General features: G+C 44.8%; 17 protein-coding genes and 1 pseudogene. 3 read left to right on the top strand and 15 right to left on the bottom strand.

The window, feature by feature from the left end:
• Window positions 1-337: 337 nt before the first annotated feature.
• The 5 genes from FCL46_RS26085 to FCL46_RS26065 all read right to left on the bottom strand — a co-directional run bounded on the left by FCL46_RS26085 (window position 338) and on the right by FCL46_RS26065 (window position 3,940).
• Complete coding sequence (locus FCL46_RS26085) at window positions 338-586, bottom strand: hypothetical protein (RefSeq protein WP_136808728.1); 249 nt, start codon at window positions 584-586, stop codon at window positions 338-340.
• Window position 587: 1 nt separating this feature from the next.
• Window positions 588-1,172 (bottom strand): hypothetical protein, encoded by a 585-nt coding sequence (locus tag FCL46_RS26080; RefSeq protein WP_136808729.1) that lies wholly within the window; start codon window positions 1,170-1,172, stop codon window positions 588-590.
• Window positions 1,173-1,386: 214 nt separating this feature from the next.
• Window positions 1,387-3,366 carry a PriCT-2 domain-containing protein gene (locus FCL46_RS26075; RefSeq protein WP_136808730.1) on the bottom strand — a complete coding sequence of 660 codons (1,980 nt, stop codon included), beginning with the start codon at window positions 3,364-3,366 and terminating at the stop codon, window positions 1,387-1,389.
• 162 nt (window positions 3,367-3,528) lie between these two features.
• The gene (locus tag FCL46_RS26070) at window positions 3,529-3,744 is read right to left on the bottom strand and encodes a helix-turn-helix domain-containing protein (protein WP_136808731.1); all 216 of its coding nucleotides are present in this window, start codon (window positions 3,742-3,744) and stop codon (window positions 3,529-3,531) included.
• Window positions 3,745-3,748: 4 nt separating this feature from the next.
• The gene (locus FCL46_RS26065; RefSeq protein ID WP_136808732.1) at window positions 3,749-3,940 is read right to left on the bottom strand and encodes a helix-turn-helix domain-containing protein; all 192 of its coding nucleotides are present in this window, start codon (window positions 3,938-3,940) and stop codon (window positions 3,749-3,751) included.
• A gap of 168 nt (window positions 3,941-4,108) precedes the next feature.
• Here FCL46_RS26065 and FCL46_RS26060 point away from each other — a divergent pair, with 168 nt between their 5' ends.
• The gene (locus FCL46_RS26060; RefSeq protein ID WP_136808733.1) at window positions 4,109-4,669 is read left to right on the top strand and encodes a hypothetical protein; all 561 of its coding nucleotides are present in this window, start codon (window positions 4,109-4,111) and stop codon (window positions 4,667-4,669) included.
• A complete protein-coding gene (locus FCL46_RS26055) occupies window positions 4,669-5,811 on the top strand; it encodes a tyrosine-type recombinase/integrase (RefSeq protein ID WP_136808734.1) in 1,143 nt (380 codons plus the stop codon). Before FCL46_RS26060 ends, FCL46_RS26055 begins: the two co-directional genes overlap by 1 nt.
• Window positions 5,812-5,954: 143 nt before the next feature.
• Here FCL46_RS26055 and FCL46_RS26050 read toward each other — a convergent pair whose 3' ends face one another.
• The 8 genes from FCL46_RS26050 to FCL46_RS26015 form a co-directional block, all read right to left on the bottom strand.
• On the bottom strand, window positions 5,955-6,293 hold the full coding sequence (locus tag FCL46_RS26050) for an IscA/HesB family protein (protein WP_136808735.1): 339 nt from the start codon (window positions 6,291-6,293) through the stop codon (window positions 5,955-5,957).
• Between the two features lie 547 nt (window positions 6,294-6,840).
• Window positions 6,841-8,670 (bottom strand): peptidase U32 family protein, encoded by a 1,830-nt coding sequence (locus FCL46_RS26045; RefSeq protein WP_136808736.1) that lies wholly within the window; start codon window positions 8,668-8,670, stop codon window positions 6,841-6,843.
• Between the two features lie 189 nt (window positions 8,671-8,859).
• On the bottom strand, window positions 8,860-9,513 hold the full coding sequence (locus tag FCL46_RS26040) for a lactate utilization protein (protein WP_136808737.1): 654 nt from the start codon (window positions 9,511-9,513) through the stop codon (window positions 8,860-8,862).
• A gap of 131 nt (window positions 9,514-9,644) precedes the next feature.
• Window positions 9,645-9,992 carry a DsrE family protein gene (locus tag FCL46_RS26035; protein ID WP_136808738.1) on the bottom strand — a complete coding sequence of 116 codons (348 nt, stop codon included), beginning with the start codon at window positions 9,990-9,992 and terminating at the stop codon, window positions 9,645-9,647.
• Window positions 9,993-10,028: 36 nt separating this feature from the next.
• Window positions 10,029-10,577 (bottom strand): DOMON-like domain-containing protein, encoded by a 549-nt coding sequence (locus FCL46_RS26030; RefSeq protein ID WP_217909524.1) that lies wholly within the window; start codon window positions 10,575-10,577, stop codon window positions 10,029-10,031.
• Window positions 10,578-10,782: 205 nt separating this feature from the next.
• On the bottom strand, window positions 10,783-11,967 hold the full coding sequence (gene nrfD, locus FCL46_RS26025) for an NrfD/PsrC family molybdoenzyme membrane anchor subunit (protein WP_136808740.1): 1,185 nt from the start codon (window positions 11,965-11,967) through the stop codon (window positions 10,783-10,785).
• Between the two features lie 369 nt (window positions 11,968-12,336).
• Entirely contained in the window at window positions 12,337-13,620 is a 1,284-nt protein-coding gene (locus tag FCL46_RS26020) for an acetyl-CoA C-acetyltransferase (protein WP_136808741.1), read from the bottom strand.
• A gap of 52 nt (window positions 13,621-13,672) precedes the next feature.
• Window positions 13,673-14,467, bottom strand: coding sequence for an SDR family NAD(P)-dependent oxidoreductase (locus FCL46_RS26015; RefSeq protein ID WP_136808742.1), 795 nt, complete (start codon window positions 14,465-14,467; stop codon window positions 13,673-13,675).
• Window positions 14,468-14,741: 274 nt separating this feature from the next.
• Between FCL46_RS26015 and FCL46_RS26010 the strand changes: the two are divergent.
• Window positions 14,742-16,322 (top strand): annotated as a pseudogene (locus tag FCL46_RS26010) (acyl CoA:acetate/3-ketoacid CoA transferase); the annotation flags it as partial.
• Window positions 16,323-16,397: 75 nt separating this feature from the next.
• Here FCL46_RS26010 and FCL46_RS26005 read toward each other — a convergent pair.
• Both FCL46_RS26005 and FCL46_RS26000 read right to left on the bottom strand, forming a co-directional pair.
• Window positions 16,398-17,825, bottom strand: coding sequence for a sigma-54 interaction domain-containing protein (locus FCL46_RS26005; protein WP_136808744.1), 1,428 nt, complete (start codon window positions 17,823-17,825; stop codon window positions 16,398-16,400).
• A 337-nt stretch (window positions 17,826-18,162) separates the two neighbouring features.
• Window positions 18,163-19,938: a hybrid sensor histidine kinase/response regulator gene (locus FCL46_RS26000; protein WP_136808745.1), complete on the bottom strand. Its 1,776-nt coding sequence runs from the start codon at window positions 19,936-19,938 to the stop codon at window positions 18,163-18,165.
• Window positions 19,939-20,529 lie beyond the last annotated feature (591 nt).

The raw sequence follows: 20,529 nt of genomic DNA, 5'->3' as shown, positions 1-20,529 counted from the left end.
TATGGCCGTAATCTTAAGGGTGCAATCCCACTGGAGATGAACCATGTTTCTTATTAATTACAGAAACATAAATATTAGCCGAAGGCAAGGCCAGTCTAATGAAGGTCCATTTTGCGAAATCCGAAGTACAAAGCCGTGGGGCGACCAACTGAAATAGAATAGATAACCCATTCTGGATGTGGTTAAGGTAAGTCTTGCCCATATCAAACGAAAATCGGTAAGGGCACCAAAATATATTTCCGGTTCGGCAAAAACGACCTATTTTACATGTATTGTTGGAAAGCTGAGCAACCGCAAGGAAGAGATCACCAAAGATAGAGTCAAAATGAGCAATGGCTCATATCTGCCCTATGAGCTGCTTCACATTCAGGATAAGCTGGTTGACAGCCTTGCGTTCTGCAACCGCTTTAGCAGACCTTCGACCATGCTTAAAGGCATTCTGGTTTCCCTTAGGAGCACCGGGACTTGCACCACCATGGTGATAACAGACCTTTTTACCAGCCATTGCCAGCCGCTGGCAGCGCTTCCTTGTTCGCTTAGACTTGGCTTTACATTGCCTGACAAGAGGTTGAATGTCATCACCCATTTCAGCTCCCCCCCTCTATGTTGCTACCGACAACAGCTTGCCCGCCCTCAGTTACCACGACCCTTTCGACAACAATTTTTTGTTTTGCAGCTTTGCCACGGTATCGATCAAGAGCCTCAAGGATCCCAGTAAAAGTTTTCGTTAATCGGATACCAGTATCAATTGCCGCCTTTGCATTATCGACGTAATCGGCAACTTGTACCTTCGAGTACTGATGCATAGCCACAAAATGGACCAAAATAGCTTGGGCTGCCAGCATAGCCTCTACACCATCTCGTGGTTTGAACTCCTTAAGCATCATTACAATTGCCTCTGGATGCCCATCTTCATCCGCATAGAGGTTTGGCGCGGATTTTAGGATCTGTGTCCCAATGATATTAGCGATAACCGGATCGCTGATGCCAAAGGCTTTCTTAAAGTCTCCAGAATCTATCTGGACGACCTTCGTCTTCTTATCAACGTCGAGGGCAAAGTCTTCCCCACCGGCATCCTTTACTAGAGCGTCCATTACAACAGCCATTACTTCGGGATCCTCTAGAAGTTTCCTCGCTTCCTCTTCAGTCAATGTGTATTTTGAACCTGCCATCCTTTTCGAGTCCCGAGTTGATAGTTAAACGGATCTCTTGTCCGTTTCATTCTTACCCTAAACAGCCATGTTTAAAGGTTTTCTGCCCCATATCAAATGCCAAGGCTCCCCTGGGGCGCAGATTACAGATCCCTGAGCCCCTTTTTGTAACCATGTAAACGAAATCCCTATCGCTTGATCTTTTTGCAGCACCATATATATAGCATGCTTCATATTACCCCCTCTCATTATTGAAATTTGGCCTTGCGGCGACCCGTTTCCAATGAGTATTCAAAGGTATAATCCTGCAATCCTTTGTTATTTCAAAATCCATGTACAACCCTTGAGGTTTGTTCGAGTAATCCGTCGAATGCTTTGCTTTGGCCAGGATCAGGCGAGCGCCACCTGTCGTTCTATTCTCCAGCGTAATCACCAGACGTGGCTTTGCGATAACCTGGGCGCCACCTATAGCGAAGTCTTTACCCGGGCTTTTCTGCATTGCGATTATTGCAATACCGTCATTAAGCCTTCGATCAATTTCATTTATAAGCATAGGCGCCTCATAAAAATCTTTTTCAATATCGAGATAATCAATAAATGTGATCCCGTTCTCGAGGGTTACCTGGTGATGCAATCCGGGGTAATCTGAGCGATCGATAAAGTCACACTGTTTTGTCCAATCTTTGACGGGCCGAGAACCAAAGCTCTCCATTCGGTTTTTGTATTCCATCCGTCCTTCAGTAACGAGATATCGGTAAGGCTTTTCGGATAAATCTCTAACGTCCTTATATCTCGTTAGAGATATAGGGTTATATGTAGCCGTCAACAGTTCATTCAAAACCCACATAAGGATCATCGTTTTCCCAGCATTCGATTCTCCCTGGATCAACACTATATCGCCCCTATGGATATTAACCATTTTATCCAAACCCAATGGGAGCGGGAGTTCCACGGGTGTCGCGTCAGCCTCGTCAAAGTCAATAACATCAACTTCCACGCCTATAGTTTCATACCTGCCAACACCACCTTTTAATTTTCTGATTTTTTTGGACTTTACTAATCGTTCTAACTTTTGGTAAACGGCCTGCTTATCAGCTCTACTATGAGCGGAAACATAGTTAGTTACGTCATTTGAACAGAATTTCCCCGATGAGTTATCAATGAATTGATCCACCATATAGGAAATACCGTAGTTTTCTTTACACGCCCCCTGCAGGGTGTCTACGTTTGTTGATGGCGTTGACGTTTTTGAGGTGATGTTGACGCTGTTGACGGTGTTAACGGTGTTGACGGTCTTTCGCCAACCGTTCGCCTTTGCATGGTAAAAAAGAGTTCTGAGATTTACTCCGGAATCTACACTTAAAGAATGCCATTGTTTCGACAATTGCTCGGCGGTATTAAAATGATTTGGATTAGTTGATTGCATAGACCACCGAATCCAATGTTCGCGCGCCTCCTCCCCAAAGCCCTCTTTTAAAGCTGTACCTACATTACGCCAGGTATCTCGGTCACAATCAGGGTTAATCGTTCCCAATGCCTCAAGGGCCTCGTTCAGGTCTGCTGTACTCTCATTTCGAGGAAGCTGTAACGCTGGCCTTGGAGCGAGATTAAAAGCCTCGACAATTCTTTCCCATGGATACCGAATTCCGCTACCGCTTACAAGTTCAACCAGATACGCCTCACTGAGGGACGGCTTAGTATTGAAAAAGCCAGGTACTCGTAAAACTCGAGTAATATCTTTGGCGTTCCTGTCACAACCATACCGCTCGACCATACAGCGCATGACATCATCGAATTCTTTGCGTGCTTGCGGAGAGATTGTTCTTAGTGTAAGGAAATATCGATGGTATTTTCCCGGACTGGTAGAAATAACCATCGAAGGAGCGAGCGGCAGGTCTCCTTGAAAGTTTTCGTCGTCCTCTTGGAATACAGTCCGGATTCTGGCAATCGCCTGTTTCTGTCGGCGCCGACCGTTTACTTGGTTAACGGCGACATAAATCCCATACCCCTGATCATTTAGAAGGCAGAGCTCCTGCCAAAGCTCGTCAATCGATCCGATCAGAGCATCCTTGACGTCTTTTGTTTCCGGATGGTGGATCCAGAAAAAGAACTCGTCAGAATTTGGATCTAGCCATTTAAAAAAGAATCGTGCACTCTCGATATTCCTATTGCTGGATTGTGTTTTGACAATATGTTGAGTCTGGTTTAATGTCACTTTTGCAACCTCGTTCAAAGGTTCTTTTTATCGGTTAGGCTTAGGCGAGACCGCCATCTCGCCTAAGTCACAGCATGCTTTTCTCATACCTCACACACCATTTCCGTTGGGCGCTTTCATTACTAGTCACCTTACGGACCATCCTTACAGATTAAATTTTCCCTACAGGTCTTTTATCGCATTGAAAATCGCTTGATCGTCCTTGTCATGATCCACAGAAAAGTTATTCCGAAGATACTCATCGCCGTCATTGGAGTTAATTAGAATTGTCCCGCTCGGTAATTTCACATGTGGGAACCCCTCTTTAAGCATAGTCCTCATGGTCCTTTCCGATACGCCAAAATGCTCAGCTGCCAGCCTGGTCTTTTTCCAACCCATAAGCTTATAACCCGAGTTCTTTTCTGGTTATCATGAATGGTGCTCGTATAAACCGCTCCCCCTCCCCCCGCTCGACCACCCAAGTCTTACCGACTTTAATCGCTTTGATTCGGCCAATTCTCGCCGCGTTACGCGCCCACGGCTCAGATTTCCCGGTCTCCTTTGCAAATTCGCGAATACTGTAAAAATTCATCATTCAACCACCTTTCGTTAGCGCCCTTGATAACATGTTCATTTTGTTTTATCATGTCTCATACAGTTATCAATATCGATATCAGTTCAGTTTATCAATGGGTTATTGAAAAATAATCGGAGTAACAAATTTAACAAAAGCCATTACACAATGCCTAAGAGAGATCTCAACTTGTTATTGAAAAGGTTCGCAACGTTTGCCCGAGTCAACCCAAGCAACACACAACGGCTAAAAGAAGCATTCGACAATCTCCGGGGTTTGCTTATCACTCGAGGAGGCATCCTAGTTCCCGGCAACATGCTATCCGGAGGACCACCACCCACACTGGAAGACATACGAGAAGAGCAAGAAGGGTTGCGCAAAGTTATGCGCTTACTTGCAGAAACAGAGGTTCCTAAAAAATTCACACTCACATACGACATTGTCACTGATGGGACAGTAACAGAGAATCAGCTTGTCGGAGAGGACGGCATAGTTCGCTCCATGTTGCTTGTTCTAGCGTCAACCGGTGCCAGGATTAACCGATGCCCAGCTTGCGACAAAATCGATTTTAGATCAAAAGGGGCTGGCAAATATTGCGGTAACAAGTGCCGTGTTGCCGCCCATCGTAAAAGACAGACATCAGAAGAGCGTGAAGCGTATAATGCGAGCCGGCGACAACCGACTCAGGAGCAAAGGGTCGAAATTAACAAAAACATACTCAGCAAACATACAAAGGAGGACCAAAATTAATGGGAGTAACTGTTAGGAAGAAAAAGAAGGATGGGCCTTATTACCTGTTCATTCACCACAATGGCAAAAAACGATCAATGGTCGCTGGAATGAACAAAGCCGAGGCCCTTAAAAAGGCCCAAAAGGCAGAAGAGGCGCTAGCTTACAAAAAGCTCGGGATAGTTGATGATGAGAAAGAAACATTTGGTTTCTATTGCAACAAATGGATTAAGGACTATGCACCGCTTCATTGCTCCGCTGCAACATTAAGCGATTATCAGGGAATCGTCGTAAACCACCTTAAAATAGCCATTTTTTGGGACACACCAGCTAAAGAAATCACCAAGAGTATAATCGAAGACTTTCTGACAAAGAAGCGTCGAAACAAGGCACTGAGTACGGTTAAACACATCAAAACATGTATCTCCCAATCGCTTGACCGCGCCGTCGGCCAACCTGGCGTACCCGTCAACCCTTGCATCACAGTGAAGCTCCGGGAAAACAGGCGAGCAGCCAAAAAGGCAAAGGCTACCAAGAAAGGACAATACTATTCCGAAGATCAGGTCGAAAAACTTTTAGAAACTTTTAAGCAGCATGATCCATACTATTATCTGCTGGCTCTACTTATGGTCAGAACAGGCTGCCGCTGCTCAGAGGTTGCAGCCCTTAACTGGGATGACGTCGATCTCGACAATAGGACCCTTACGATCAAGAAAGCATACGTACGTGGCAAGCTTATAGAACTCACAAAGAGCGGAGAAGACCGCGATGTCGACTTAACACCATTCCTTACGTCCGAACTGAGAAAGGCAAAACTTGCCTCTGGAGGATCCGGATTTCTGTTTACCAATAAAGCCGGCGGTCGGATTGATTTTAACAATTTCCGACGACGCCACTTCAACAAAATTGTTGCAAAGGCAAAGCTTCCAGTCCGGCGCCTGCATGACCTGAGACACACCTACGCATCAATCTTACTAAAGAAATGTCGAGATATTTTGTACGTGCAGAAACAACTTGGCCATTCTAAGCCTTCCATTACACTGGACGTATACGGTCATGTACTCAAGGATAACTCTCCGGGAAAAATGGTCGACATCCTGGAAGAGCGCACTAGCGCCTCCCGCGCGCCCCAAATAAAAAAGGAGTTAACCATTGCTGGCTAACTCCTTGATATATATGGTACGCCCTGCAGGATTCGAACCTGCGACCTACGGCTTAGAAGGCAGAAGGTCGCATCAATTGCTCTTACCAATTCCAACGCATTTTGTAGGCTTACAAAATTAAACCATTGTGTTCAAATACTGAACTAACACCCACAACCATCAGATCCGCACGATCCTGTGCTGCAGCCTCCACCACCAGGTAGAGGGTTGGCTGAGCTTAAGCTAAATCCAGCATTTCCCGAGGCATCAATATAATCAACCTTAATAGTTCCGCATTGAGCCAGCATGGCTTTTTCAGCAAGAAATGTGAGGGAATCCTCTGTGAAGACCTGGTCGCCATCCTTTTGCTCATCAAGAGCTAATGCAAGAGAAGACCCTGAACATCCGCTCTGATTTATAAATACACGAAGCGGTGAGGTGATGTTGTTTTCCTTGAGATATTCAACAAGTTTTGTTTTTGCCTGAGCGGTAACTTCCAGCATTTTAGTCCTCATGGATAGGTGTTCGGTTTGGTTATCTTATTATTTATTCACTAAAAAACTATCTTTTAAAGCCCTGTCTTCGTGCGGTAAGTAATAATCCTTCGAAACAGCCTCCTGACAAACCACCAATCAGAAATAACAGGATGCTCGGAATAGTTTTTGTTGGGAGAAGAACCTAACCCTTCGTAAATGCAGAGTCAAAATGTTTAATTAAATATATCCAATATAAGCTATCGGCAATGCCGATAGCTTATATTGGACGGCAATCTACACTTGCATCCAGATAGTAATAGATCGCTATTAATCCCCAAAGACGAGTTAAGTTAACATAATTATATGAGATAATTTTCTCTGCTTAGAAAGAGAAAAGCGAGGGAGTTCTACAATAAAACAAAGCAAATAAATGTACCGAGATCACAAAAATACAGAATTTGCAAAGATGAACTGTAAACGGGTGATAGCTTTTGATTGGCAGGATTAGCAGGTCACCGGGTACTTGATATACCCGGTCATATAGTCTGTCCAAAAGAATGCCCTTCGGAAAAAATCACTTTTTCTTTCGAAGTACCATTTCACACTGCGCGCAATTAAACTCCAGTTCATACACTCCGGTTTTATCGGTCAGCGTCAGGGGCTCAGCGAGCTTCTTTACCTTGGGTGAGATTTTCGGGCAAATCCCCAACTGTGCTTTTATGCAGTATTTCGTTGTCATAAGCGCGACATCTTGCTCGCCCTTCACACCCTGCGGGGCAATATCAAACTCTGTAACACCGTGCCTCTGATAAAAGTCTCTGGCATATCTATTGGTGATATTATCGAGGTAAGTAGCTTTATTTGACAACCACAGTATCTCATTTTTCTGAAGCTGACTTTCCGGCCTGCTATACGATTCTTGTCGTGCGACTAGATGATTATCAAAGGCGAGGCGGCGAAGTTCGTTAATCGTAGCTGTTGGTATAAAGACATTTTCATCTATAGCTATGCTGACCGAATCAACCCGAAACACTGTGCCGCCGCTCTTTCGAATTTGCCGCTCAACCATTGCCGCCGTTTTACCAGGCTGCTTTGCAAACTCTTTTTCGGCTTTCAACTCAACCGTAGAGTGAACATCATCGCCATCTCTCACATCGCATTGTAAACTGTCTAAGGTTTCTGTTATCTCGACATCCACAGTCAGAAAACGGCATTGCTCACTGTTTTTCAACTTTTTCAAGAAATCAACATCAAGGTTACGATAGATATGTGTACCTTTCTGTGGAGATGAATGATCTCTATGAAAGACCTGACTGCCCTCTACCCTGTTTGCCTTGACTCCAACCAGAGTTCCACCAGCATCAAAATAGCAGAGACCGTCACCGTTATGCAGCGTAGCTGTAGTGTTCAGCGAAAATGAATGACGATCTGCATTCTTGACTATACCAATCTCTTCACCAAGTGATTTTGGCGTGTCCAGCGAGCCGGGAGTGTTTCTGGGAGCGTTCAGGAAATAGTCGGTTTTACCACGATTAAACGATTTGTTAGTATCCGGTTTAAATGAAAATTCGCATTTTCCAGATGATCCATGCTGAAGTTGCGGGTTATCCGCAATAATTTCATCCAGCAATTGTCGGTAGTATGCAGTAACATTTTTCACGTAGTTACTGTCCTTCAAGCGCCCTTCAATCTTAAACGAGCTTACACCGGCCTCGATCATGCTCTTTACATGGGCCGATAGGTCAAGATCCTTGAGTGAAAGAAGATACCGACTTTTCTCAACGATTTTCCCAGCTGCATCCTTGAGCGTATATTGATGACGGCAGAACTGTGCACACTCACCTCTATTGGCACTGCGGCCACTTACAACTTCACTGATATAACACTGCCCACTGTAAGACACACAAAGTGCGCCATGGATAAAGCATTCGAGCGGAACAGAAGTGGCTGAACGAATCTCACGAATCTGTTCAAGACTCAACTCTCTAGCGAGGACAACCTGCTCAAAGCCTACACGCTCAAGAAACTGAACCTTCTCAGGAGTGCGATTATTTGTCTGGGTGGATGCATGCAACTGGATTGGCGGCAGGTCACACTCAAGCAAACCCATATCTTGGATGATAAGCGCATCGGCACCAATATCATATAGCTGATGGGCCAGGCGTACAGCCTCTTCAATCTCTTTATCATCAAAGAGGGTGTTTAAGGCAATATAGACACTGGCCGAAAATGTATGGGCATGACGCACTAGCTTTTCGATGTCCTGCAGGCTGTTGCCAGCCGCTGCCCTGGCGCCGAATTTAGGGGGGCCGATATAAACCGCATCGGCCCCGTGGTTTATGGCGGCAACACCACATTCGAGGTCCCTTGCGGGGGAAAGAAGTTCAATAGGGTGCTGCTGCATAACACTACTCGATATATCTAAGACTTGTTTTGTTAAGAAACTGCTCAGGAAGTTGTCGGCTTGAGCATTTCCCCTCTCAAATCAAGGCATTGTCGGAAAATTAAGCACAGCCATATAGTTAATATTGCGAGCATTGATTTTTCGACAATAACGCCGAGTTGAGGGGAAAGGGTTCAGTTCGACAGCCTCCTAGAAGCCCAGTTCTTCGTTTATAAGTACAACTCTCGTCCGCCCTTTAGGGAAAGACTTTTCTGTAATTGTCCAGCTATTGCATATCCGGCCAGGGCTATTGCAATCTTCGCAGTGGCCGGTTTTCACACACGGTGTCTTGCAGTCAAGACGCATGGCGTTTACCGGAGAAGCATATTCTTTAATACGGTAAATTGCTGATTCAAGATCCGGTACGATCTTATTACGGCCAACCAGTATAACGACATTCTTCGGGCCAAAGGTGATAGCACCCACCCGGTTGCCGATCATATCGAGATTCACCAGATGACCGTTTTCAGTGACAGCGTTTGTACCACTGATATAGAGATCTACCAGTAAGCCCTGGCGTCTGCGCTCGATCTTATCTTCCATTGAGAGGCCCGGCTCATCAGGCCGTATAACTTCAAAGTTTTCCTGCAGAAGAAGAGCATCATGCAGCCCGGCAGACTTCATGGTCATTGATCCACCATACGAGACGGTCTTTGCCCCACTGGCAGGGAGTATATTCTCTATAACCAGCGCACCAGCCTCTGCTGCGTTCTCGACTATAAACACCTCAAAATTGTTTTTCTCAAGCTGGACCTTCAGCTCATCGAGTCTCATCTTCCAAAAATTCTCAATAGGGTCGTTCACCGCTTCCTCCAATCAGTGTAATCATTGATGACTGCTCTATCTCTAACCATAGCCGCAGATATCTACAACTCTGCCAGATTACCGCAGCTTCGCCCTTTAATATTCGTTATACTTCTACACTAAAGGGGTTGTTAAAATGTCATAATTACATACCCTTCTTTGGTATACTGTTCAAGAGAAGGGTGTCCTGACATATTATCTCCCATGGCCAGACCCTGCCGAACGGCCTCATCGTAGGTACCCATCTTTACTGAACAGGCTTTACAGATACAACCGATCAGCTTTTTTTCGCGCAGCTGTGAGTAAAGCTTGGCGAAAGGCGTCTCAGTTTTTGCAAGATCGGTGATCAGCTTTGTCCCTGCACCTTCTATAATAACCGAAACAGTGTGACCCTTTTCCGCATAATCAAGTGCGTATAACATCACATGGGAAAAACACATCAACTCGCCTGTATATGCAACCAACGCAATTTTTTCCATTCGTCTCACCTGGTAGAGGTTTATAAAATTACATTTCTACAGCGTTAAAAGAAAACTATCATGATGATGAAAATCGGGTTCCCCTGCTGGATGCTGCAGGGCCCAATAGCTTTTTGTACCATCTGGATGCTCAAGTACACAGGAAATACCTGTTCGCAAAGATTCTTCAACCACAACGAGACCATCAAGCGGAAAGGATGCTCGCAGGACTATAGCACCATCCTCCTGACACAACTCAGTGGACATTGCCTGTAAAGCCGGTTCTGCCTTCATCCTCATACGGTATCCGTTAAAACGATACATATTCCAACAGCCGTTTGGAGACAGGTTTACCTCAAGATACCGGTCACTCCCCTCTGGCTGAATGAAACACTCAAAACAGGTTGTTTCCCAGAGGTTATCACACCTGTGCTGTTCAGGTTCACGTGAAGGCCAGACGATCAACTTACGATTTCCGCTGACACAATATCTCAGGTACAGAAAATCGGTTGTTCTGGATATTTCACCGGTTACCCTCAATTGTGACGACACTCCAATATCGGTAAAAGGATGTAAAGTAAACTCCTTGGTAACCATTTTTTTCAAATTCCCCTTAAAATCTGATTTGCATCAATCTACTATATCCGACTCAATATTGTCGCACATCCGCATGCTTCAAATATACCTTACAGGAAAAACACGGGATGTAAAAACAACTATCCCCGATTTACACTCAATGTAAATCGGGGATAGTAAAGCGGAAGGGATCGTACAATCAGGTTAAGAGACTTCAGTTCTTACCTGAAAAAATTTATGATCGCAGATTCTCAAGAAATTTCGAATTAAACAACAACTCACCACCGAGAAAAGCCAGAAAGAAGAAACTTGTTGTTCCAATCACCATCATATATTCATGCAATGTCGGGCTATAGGAATAGAAAGCCGGCTCACCAAACAGATTGTACTGGTGAAAATGAGGTATAAGCTGCCCTACGATGATCAAGTCATAGAAGGTGATACTGATACCGATCAACGCACAAAATCCTGCTAAAGCAAACAGACCAATATTCTTTCCACCCTTACTGAGATAAAGCAGAATAATTGGCAATACTCCGGCAAGGACAATTTCGCCCAGCCAGAAGTTAAGGGCGAAATCACCACGCACAAGCATTTGCATGGCTTCAGGATTGTCTGTAAATTTTTCGGAAAATCCACCAAGTGCTTTCATCACAGCAAAACAGAGCGCACCAATAACGAGCACCATGGTAAGTTTATAGATGGCCCCAACTGAACCTCGGACTTTCTCCTCGATATTTCGTTTTTGCAGCCAGCTGCTGAGCCAGAGCAGCACGACAACAAAACATGCGGCTGAGAGAGTAGAAACAATAAGGAAGAAGAGCGGCATATAATTCTCTGCCCAGAATCCACGAGCACCAAGAATTGCCATATCCGAATTCATATTCAGATTACCGCAGGTGATAGCCACCAAGGCTCCGAATGCCATTATTCTTGCCACACCATCTCTCTTCATCAGCAAAAACATAAAATTCAGACACATGAAAAGAAGAAACAAGGTGTAGATAGAGCTTTTCCACCAGATGTTTGAAAGCGGGTTAGGTGAAAGAAAACCATAAATTGCCATATTCCACGGATTTTCAATCTCAAGACCGATAGACATCAATCCAGCTGCCATGGCAATAATTGCCAAGAAAACTGTACGGTTAACAATAGGAACAAACGGCTTGATATTGAACACCTGCCCCAGAGAAGAAATGATACAAATTCCTGTAGAAAGACAGGCAAAAAACACATAGGGAGTGATAAGAATGCCCCAGGGAACCTCTCTTGAAGTACCAAAAACGTGGTCGTGGCCTACAAATAACGCATGAATAGCGAAAGCGACCCCGGTCACGGTAAGGAGTGCGAGCACAGCCATCAACGGAATGTAATTTCTGCCTTGGACATCAGCCTCAGCGGCTTTATCAAAAAATATCATAGTCTAACTCTGCTGTTTTAATCTGTGGTGGTGAATACATTTAAGCTGGAATTCAATAGGAGAACACCAGCCATTGTCGAGTCTGAAATTCAGCGAAACAATAGACATTTATAGGGCTACAATCAATATCTACAGTAATGATATCATGAATCACACTCTCGTATTCCCTCGATCAGCCTCTTTGGTCCGCAACAAATAGTACCACAGTGTATAGGTATATGCCCAGAATAAAGAGCCTTACCCAGTGCTATCGCTGTCAAAAAAAAACGGTGGAAAGTGTGATGTACACTTTCCACCGTTGTGGTTCATTTGATTACCCTTTATCCGGGTTAACAGATTTTCATCCTGATTTTGATATGGTTGAGTCGATCAACAGTTTTCAAGAGCCATAGCCATACCCTGCCCACCGCCAATACAAAGAGAAGCAAGACCAAGGCCCTGATTACCGCGTTTCATCTGCTGCATAAGCGTCAGCAGAATACGGGTTCCCGTGCAGCCAATAGGATGTCCGAGGGAAATGCCGCTGCCGAGCACATTGGTTTTGTCGATATCACAACCAAGCTCACGCATACTCGCAATTGCCTGTACCGCAAAAGCTTCATTTAATTCGATGGAATCAAAATCTCCTATTGCCAGCGTATGCTTTGCCATGAGTTTGCGCACAGCCGGGATCGGCCCAAGACCCATATATGCAGGATCAAGCCCGGCGGTGGAATGCCCCTTGATTTTTACCATCGGTTGCAGACCCAACTCTTTTGCCTTTTCAGCAGACATAACCAGCAAAGAAGCTGCCGCATCATTTATACCGGAAGCGTTTCCTGCCGTTACGGTTCCATCTTTTTTAAATGCTGGACGCAGCCTGCCCATTTTTTCAGCAGTTGTCTCCATCGGGCGTTCATCGATTTCAAAAATACGCGGATCCCCTTTTCGCTGCGGGATATTGACAGGTACAATCTCTTCCTTAAAAATACCCGAGGCAATTGCGGCCATTGCCCGCTGATGACTGAGTGCGCCGATTTCATCCTGCTCCTGACGGCTGATTCCATATTTGGCAGCAATATTTTCAGCGGTCAGCCCCATATGATACCCATAAAACATTTCATACAGACCATCATAAATCATCAGGTCGACCATCTTGCCATCGCCCATACGCTGTCCCCAGCGGGCGTCAGGCAACACATAAGGCACACGACTCATCGATTCCATACCGCCTGCCAGGATGACATCAGCATCACCACAACGGATCGCCTGACTGGCCAGTGCCACCGCTTCGATTCCTGAGGCACAAAGCTTGTTGATAGTTGTCGCACTGGTCTCTTTGGGTATACCAGCTTTGATCATCGCCTGCCTGGCTACATTCTGCCCCTGACCTGCTGAGAGGACATTGCCGATGATCACCTGATCGATTTCTACCGGCTGTAAACCTTCATCATATTCATGGTATCGCTGCTCAAGTTCGATCATACCTTCATCACGAATAGCATCTGGAGCAAATTTGATACACTCCTCACTCGTAACCGGGCGGAGTCCGACCGACTTCAAGGTTTCTTTCAAAACACCAGCTCCGAGATCAACTACCGGAACATCTTTCAAACTGCCGCCATAAGCACCGATTGCAGTGCGTTTGCCACTAACTATTACGACATCGCGCATACGTATCTCCTCTAAAAGATAACGATCGTATTATATAGGAATGTATAGAAATTTACCCTTTGGAGCCAAGGCGTAAGCCACCATGAATAAACACCGTCTCACCAGCCATTGCCTCGTTTCTATAGAGTTCTTTCACCAGGGATACCACCTCTTCCGGCTCAATAAGTCTTCCAATCGGAATCTGCTGAAGGATCTTATCTACAATACGCTCATCCATATTTTTAACCATAGGAGTGCCAACATAACCTGGAGCCACTGCCATACAACGGATCTTATCTGAAAGATTACGCCTGAAAAACTCCCCTGTCAGTACCTTCGGCATCACCGCGACAGCAGCCTTTGAGGACGAATAATTCAGCTGTCCCGCTGTCCCAAGACAACCTGTCGAAGAAATAAGACATACCAGACCTTTACAGTCATGGTTTACCATCTGCTCTACACATTCTCGGACTGTAAGGAAAACACCTGTGAGATTAACGTCTATAACTCGCTGAAATTTCTCAAGCGACATCTTACCAACCACCTTCCCGGTTTCACGATCGGTACTAATCATCAGCCCGTCACCGGTAATTCCCGCAAAAGGAGCCACCAGATTTATCGCTCCAAATTTCTCAATGGCAAACTCCGCCAATCGTTGATTGTCTTCTTCACTCGTTACATTGCAGACGATAGAAGCAACATTATCACTGATCGTCTTGAGCTCTTTTTCTGCAGCAAGCAGAAGATTTTCCTGCATATCTGCTATAACAACCTTTCCGCCTTCTTTAAGCCAGTATTCCGCCAATGAGTTACCAATACCACCGCTACCGCCTGTTATTACGGCGACGGAATCCTTTACAGTCAACATATTTTCCTCCACGTTTCGGGAACTAAATTCGTCAATGCCTTACGACACACGCCACCCCTCATATGCAAACTCTGAGCCAACCTTCGTCATCATAACAATTTCAGCAAAGAGTGGATGAAGAATGCGTTGCATTGCTCCGACAGAATTTTATGCAACTTGCGTCAGGCACAATTATTGCTCAAACAACATACAATCTACAAGGAACTTCCGGTTAAATTTTCATTAACCGAGAGAAAAGCTATTTTTTAATACATTACGATGTGTCGGTACAGTTATGAAGATATCCCCAGACAACGAACCCCATAGAGTCCCCAGAAAGAACAAAGTCGTTACCGCAGCAGAAGCGGTAAGTGTGATACAAAGCGGTGATACGATTGCTACCGGCGGTTTTGTCGGAATAGGATTTGCCGAGCAACTCACCATAGCTCTTGAAGAACGATTCATCGCCACAGCATTTCCCCGCGATTTAAGCCTTATATATGCAGCAGGACAGGGAGATGGTCAACACCGCGGACTCAACCATCTCGGTCATGAAGGAATGGTTGCCAGGGTTATTGGTGGACACTGGGGCCTTGTTCCTACTTTGCAAAAGCTCGCAGTTGAAAACAAGATCATTGCCTACAACCTGCCCCAGGGTGTTATTTCGACCATGTTTCGCGACATTGCCGCCAAAAAGCCCAGAACTATCAGCAGTGTCGGCCTCGGCACCTTTGTCGACCCCCGTAATGGTGGCGGCAAAATTAACGCCGCAACAACCGAAGATATTGTTGAATTGATAGAATTTGATAATACAGAGTATCTTGCCTACAAAACACTGCCGATTGATATTGCCCTGCTACGTGGAACTACAGCCGATCCTGCAGGAAATATAACCATGGAGAAAGAAGCCCTCACTCTTGAAGTGCTTGCGATAGCTATGGCAGTCCGTAACTCGGGCGGCAAGGTCATTGTTCAGGTAGAGCGAATCGCCGAGAACGGTTCATTGCATCCACGGAATGTAAAAATACCCGGAATATTTGTCGATTACGTTGTTGTCTCTGAGCCTGAGAATCATTGGCAGACCTTTGCAGAACAATATAGCCCTGCTTACAGTGCAGAGATACGGGTTCCGTCTCAATCCTTTTTACCGATGGAAATGGGGCCACGAAAGGTTATTGCCAGAAGAGCCGCGTTCGAGTTACAGGAAGGAGATATCGTAAACCTTGGTATCGGCGTACCCGAAGGAGTGTCAGACGTCGTTAATGAAGAAGGAATGCTTGACCATATTGTTCTTACTGCAGAACCGGGCGTCATTGGTGGTGTGCCTGTGGGCGGCCTGAGTTTTGGTGCAGCCGTTAACACTCAGGCAATCATTGATCAGCCATACCAGTTTGACTTTTACGATGGTGGCGGGCTTGATATAACCTTCCTCGGCATGGCTCAGGCAGATCTGCATGGCAATGTTAATGTGAGCAAATTTGGCAGCAAGCTCGCAGGGGCAGGCGGCTTTATCAATATCAGCCAGAATGCAAAAACAGTTGTATTTCTAGGAACTTTTACAGCAGGTGGACTTAAGGCTGATATTGAAAATCATCAGCTAAAAATCACTCAGGAAGGTAAGGCCAGAAAGTTTGTTCAGGATGAAGTCGAGCATGTCACTTTCAGCGGAGACTACGCTCTTAAACGAGGGCAAAAAGTGCTGTATATCACAGAACGCTGTGTCTTCACCCTTACTGAGCAAGGCATGGAGCTTACAGAGATCGCCCCCGGAATCGACTTGCAAAAAGATATTCTTGATCAAATGGACTTTGAGCCAATTATTAAATCGACCCCGAGATTGATGGATAGCAGAATATTTCGTGATGAGCCAATGGGAGCTCAAGCATTAAAAGTGTAAGAGATAATAGTTATTTGCCCCCCCCATAACCACTCCCCTACTCCCTTCCTCCGGCTATTCCGGAGTAAGGGAAATCCCGTACTTCCTCGCCTTCTTATACAACAGGGTTCTATGGATACCCAATAATTCTGCGGCTTTTGACTTGGTATACCCTGTAATCTTCAGTGCATCGACGATAGCATTTTTTTCTGCCCGTGCCACAACCTCTTTAAGTAACGAACTATGAGCATCACCAATGACAGCCTGAGTCTTATGAAGATACAGCGGCAGGTCTGAAGGGGTTATCTGTGCTTCGTCACAGGTAGCAATAGTTCGCTCAATGACGTTGTTCAGTTCACGGACATTGCCGGGCCAGGAGTACTTTACTAACAATTCCCCTGCCGCCTGAGTGAAATCGATTCCTTTAACACGTGTTTCTTCTTCGTTTCTGTAAAGCAAATGCCTTGCGAGTAGCAGTACATCTGAGCCTCGCTCACGAAGAGGCGGGATATGTAAGGGAACAACATTGAGCCGATAAAAGAGATCAGCCCTGAATTCCCCCCTATCAACCATTTCCTCAAGGTTCTGGTTGCTTGCGGCTATGAGCCTGAAATCTGACTGAATAAGTCGATTTCCGCCAACCCGCTCAAACTCTTTTTCTTCCAATGCGCGAAGCAGTTTTGGCTGCATTTCAAGTGGAAGATCTCCTATCTCATCAAGAAAGAGAGTGCCCTTGTCTGCAAGTTCAAATTTACCTGGTTTTCCGGTTGTTTTGGCACCGGTAAAAGCTCCCTTCGCATATCCAAACAGCTCCGATTCCATCAGATCTTTAGGGATGGCTGCGCAATTCAAACGAATAAACGGTTTGGACTTTCGGCAACTCGCATTATGGATAGATTGGGCAAACAGCTCTTTACCTGTACCGGACTCACCGGAAATCAACACTGACAGGCTGGTGGCAGCAGCCTTAAGAGCTTCGTGTTTCACCTGCAGCATAGGCTCGCTTTCACCAATAATCGATTCAAACGAATAACGCGTTGAACGCAGAGAACTCAGTTCCTTCTGGTAGAACCTTACCCGCGTTTCCAGCTCTGTAAGTTTTTGCGCCAGCCTGCCGACATCGTTGATATCCTTGAATACTACCTGACCAAAAACAGCAATAACCTTGCCGTCTTCTTTTATCGGTATGCGTTGGACAAGCATGTTCTGGCCCTTGATTGACTGGCTTTTGTTAATCTCAGCCGTGCCGGTACGGGCTACAATATGCATCCTCGAATTCTCAACCACATCGGTTATATGCTTACCAATTTGCTCACGTGGATCAACCTCTAGGAATCTTCCGTAAGGACCGTTAAAATGCGTAATTATCCCATATTCATCGGTTACACATGCACCATCCTGAATATGCTCAAAAATCCGCTGAAGTTCTTTTAGCCGGTTTCTCGTGCGATCACTATCCTGTTCATCGAACAGATCAATGTTTTTTTCCGCTCTTTTGCTCATACCACCCCGTATCAAATCGTCAACATGTAGTTATTATGATACATCACTCTACTCGCTTGGATAGCAATGAATCAAGATACTTTCTGTAACGGTGGAACAATTTTTCTCTGCCGTCTTTTAATGGAGATTCGATGGAATGTTTTTCAAGATTTCCGGAAGGAAAAAAGGATTCGCATACAATATGAATACGAAGACAGGCCCAATTGAAATGTAGCTGTCATTAATGACATGCGTTAGCACGTCAGGCTATCAGCTCCAACTAATAAACACGATTAATCCTGCGAGTTAATAGTTGCATCACAACACTCGGACGACGCAATTACTGCAATTCAAATAGTTACACAACTACGCCCAGCACATCACGTATTAATCTGGCAATGGCATTTTTTGATAATGGTTTGAATGCAAACGCTTTTATCCCTAGAGATAGTGCTTCGCTCTCAGTGATGACCGAGCTGTATCCCGTACAAAGAATCACAGGAATATCAGCCCGAATACTCAAAATACTCCTGGCCAGTTCTGCACCAGTGAGAGTTGGCATCGCCTGATCAGTGATAACCAGATCAAATTCACCGGGTCTCTCCTTAAAAAGTCTCAGTGCCTCAGTACTGCTGTTACTCACAGAAACGTTGTAGCCTAACTGTTCCAGAATTTTTTGGCCTGTTTCAGTGAGGGCTTCCTCATCATCTACCAGGAGTATCCTCTCTGTTCCTCGCGGATCCGCTTCTTCTTTTTTCTCATTGTCGTGTAATGATGTATGTACTGTCGGCAGAAAAACATGAAATGTGGCTCCTTTCCCCGGTTCACTTTCTACAGAGATAAATCCGTTATAACGTTTAACAATCCCATGCGCGATAGACAATCCCATGCCTGTCCCCTTGCCAACGTCCTTTGTCGTAAAGAATGGGTCAAAGATATTATCTATTATATCTGATGATATCCCATGTCCTGTGTCTGTGATCGATAATCTGACAAACGTGCCGCTATTAACATCTTGCCTGTTCTGTAAATCCTTTTCACAGAGCTCTTCCTTCTTCAAAGAGATTCCCAGCGTACCACCAGAACTTTCCATAGCATGGAACGCATTGGTACAAAGATTCATCAACACCTGATTCAGTTGTGAGGGATCTGCAATAACCACCTCGTCACCGGCATCAATGTCCAGGTGTATGTTAATATTGGCAGGAATTGTGGGACGCAGCATATTAACAATTTCACCGACAACTTCTGCTGGCTTCAATGCACAACGCTCAGACTGACTCCTGCGACTAAAGGTAAGTATCTGTTGCACCAATCCCTTAGCGCGATTGCTTGCCTCAAGGACTTTATCGAGATTTTCATTAACACCGGAATCAGTCTTTACGTTAATTTTAGCGAGCTCGGTGTAGCCAACTATCGCCCCGAGTATGTTGTTAAAGTCATGAGCTATTCCGCCAGCCAGGGTGCCAATTGCTTCCATTTTCTGACTATGCATATATTGCTCTTCCATCTGTTTTCTCGCAGATACATCCTTCATGCTTCCAAGCATACGATACACGTTACCGGTATCATCTTTTACGAAACTTCCGCTGTCATCAATATGGATATAGCTCCCGTCTTTTCGCCTTAACCTGTATTCAATCTTATAAATCGTTCCACCTGCAATAGCCTTTTTAAGTTCAGCAACGCAATACTCACGGTCATCATCATGAATTAATCGTTCCCAATCCTGCAGATCAATTTTCTGAAACTCTTCTGGCAAATATCCGGTGATGTCAGTAATACTTCCCGACCATTTAATTTCCCCTGTAGCTATATCATAGTCGTAGACCAGTAAACCGGTCAGTTCAGCCATAAAACGGTATTTTTCTTCACTGTCATAAAGTTCCTTCTGAGCACGCCTGACCTTGTTGATCTCGCTAAATAACAGAACATAGATGATACAGGATGTGACAATGATAAATATCCATCCTTTTAACGTCTGGATCCGGGTCAGAATTTCTGGACTCTTCACGAGAAGTAACAATAACTGGTCGGATGAAGTAATCCAGGCCATTGAAAACAAGGAATAGATAAGAACAACCTTCATAACTGCAATTTGGGTTTTCGCAGACTTCTTGAATAGTGATAACATGAGGAAAGTAGGCAATTCCTAGAGTAAATTTATAAAAATGAGATTCAAGATTGGCATTTTACAATAATGACTACATGCAAAAAACATCTTCACTTCACAACTCTATTCGGATCCATCTTTTTGATAATTTCATTCAGAGATTAATCGATTTCTCAGCTGCAAAAAAAAAGATCGATCCTTCTTCTCTGGAAGTCAGCCACTCCAGAATTATACAGAACGCATAGTTCCGGACAAACTGCAGCAAGACCCCAAAAGACTTCAGGCAAAGGCTCATCCCCTAATTATATCAAACGCGTTGGCATATGATAGTGTTTAAGGAGCTGAAATTCCTTCATGACAACTGCTACTCAGGATATCACGCCAGATAATCAAAAGCAAAATCACGATACAATATATACCTATCTCTCTCATCATAAGATGTGATTTGAGAATAGAAAAACACGTTATTTACAACCTTGCTATTCGCCCATGTATTTACACATGGCGTGTAATGGTGGGTACCTCAGCCCGCGAGATACTTGATTGACAAGAAATCCGGCTTAACAGCACCATAGATTAAAAAACAGGAGGGGAGGAGGAAACAGATGAAAA

This window comes from Desulfosediminicola flagellatus (assembly GCF_005116655.2).
Classification (GTDB): Bacteria; Desulfobacterota; Desulfobulbia; order Desulfobulbales; family Desulfocapsaceae; genus Desulfopila; species Desulfopila flagellata.
The sequence above is the reverse complement of the archived record's forward strand: the minus strand, read 5'-3'. Positions and strand labels throughout refer to the sequence as shown.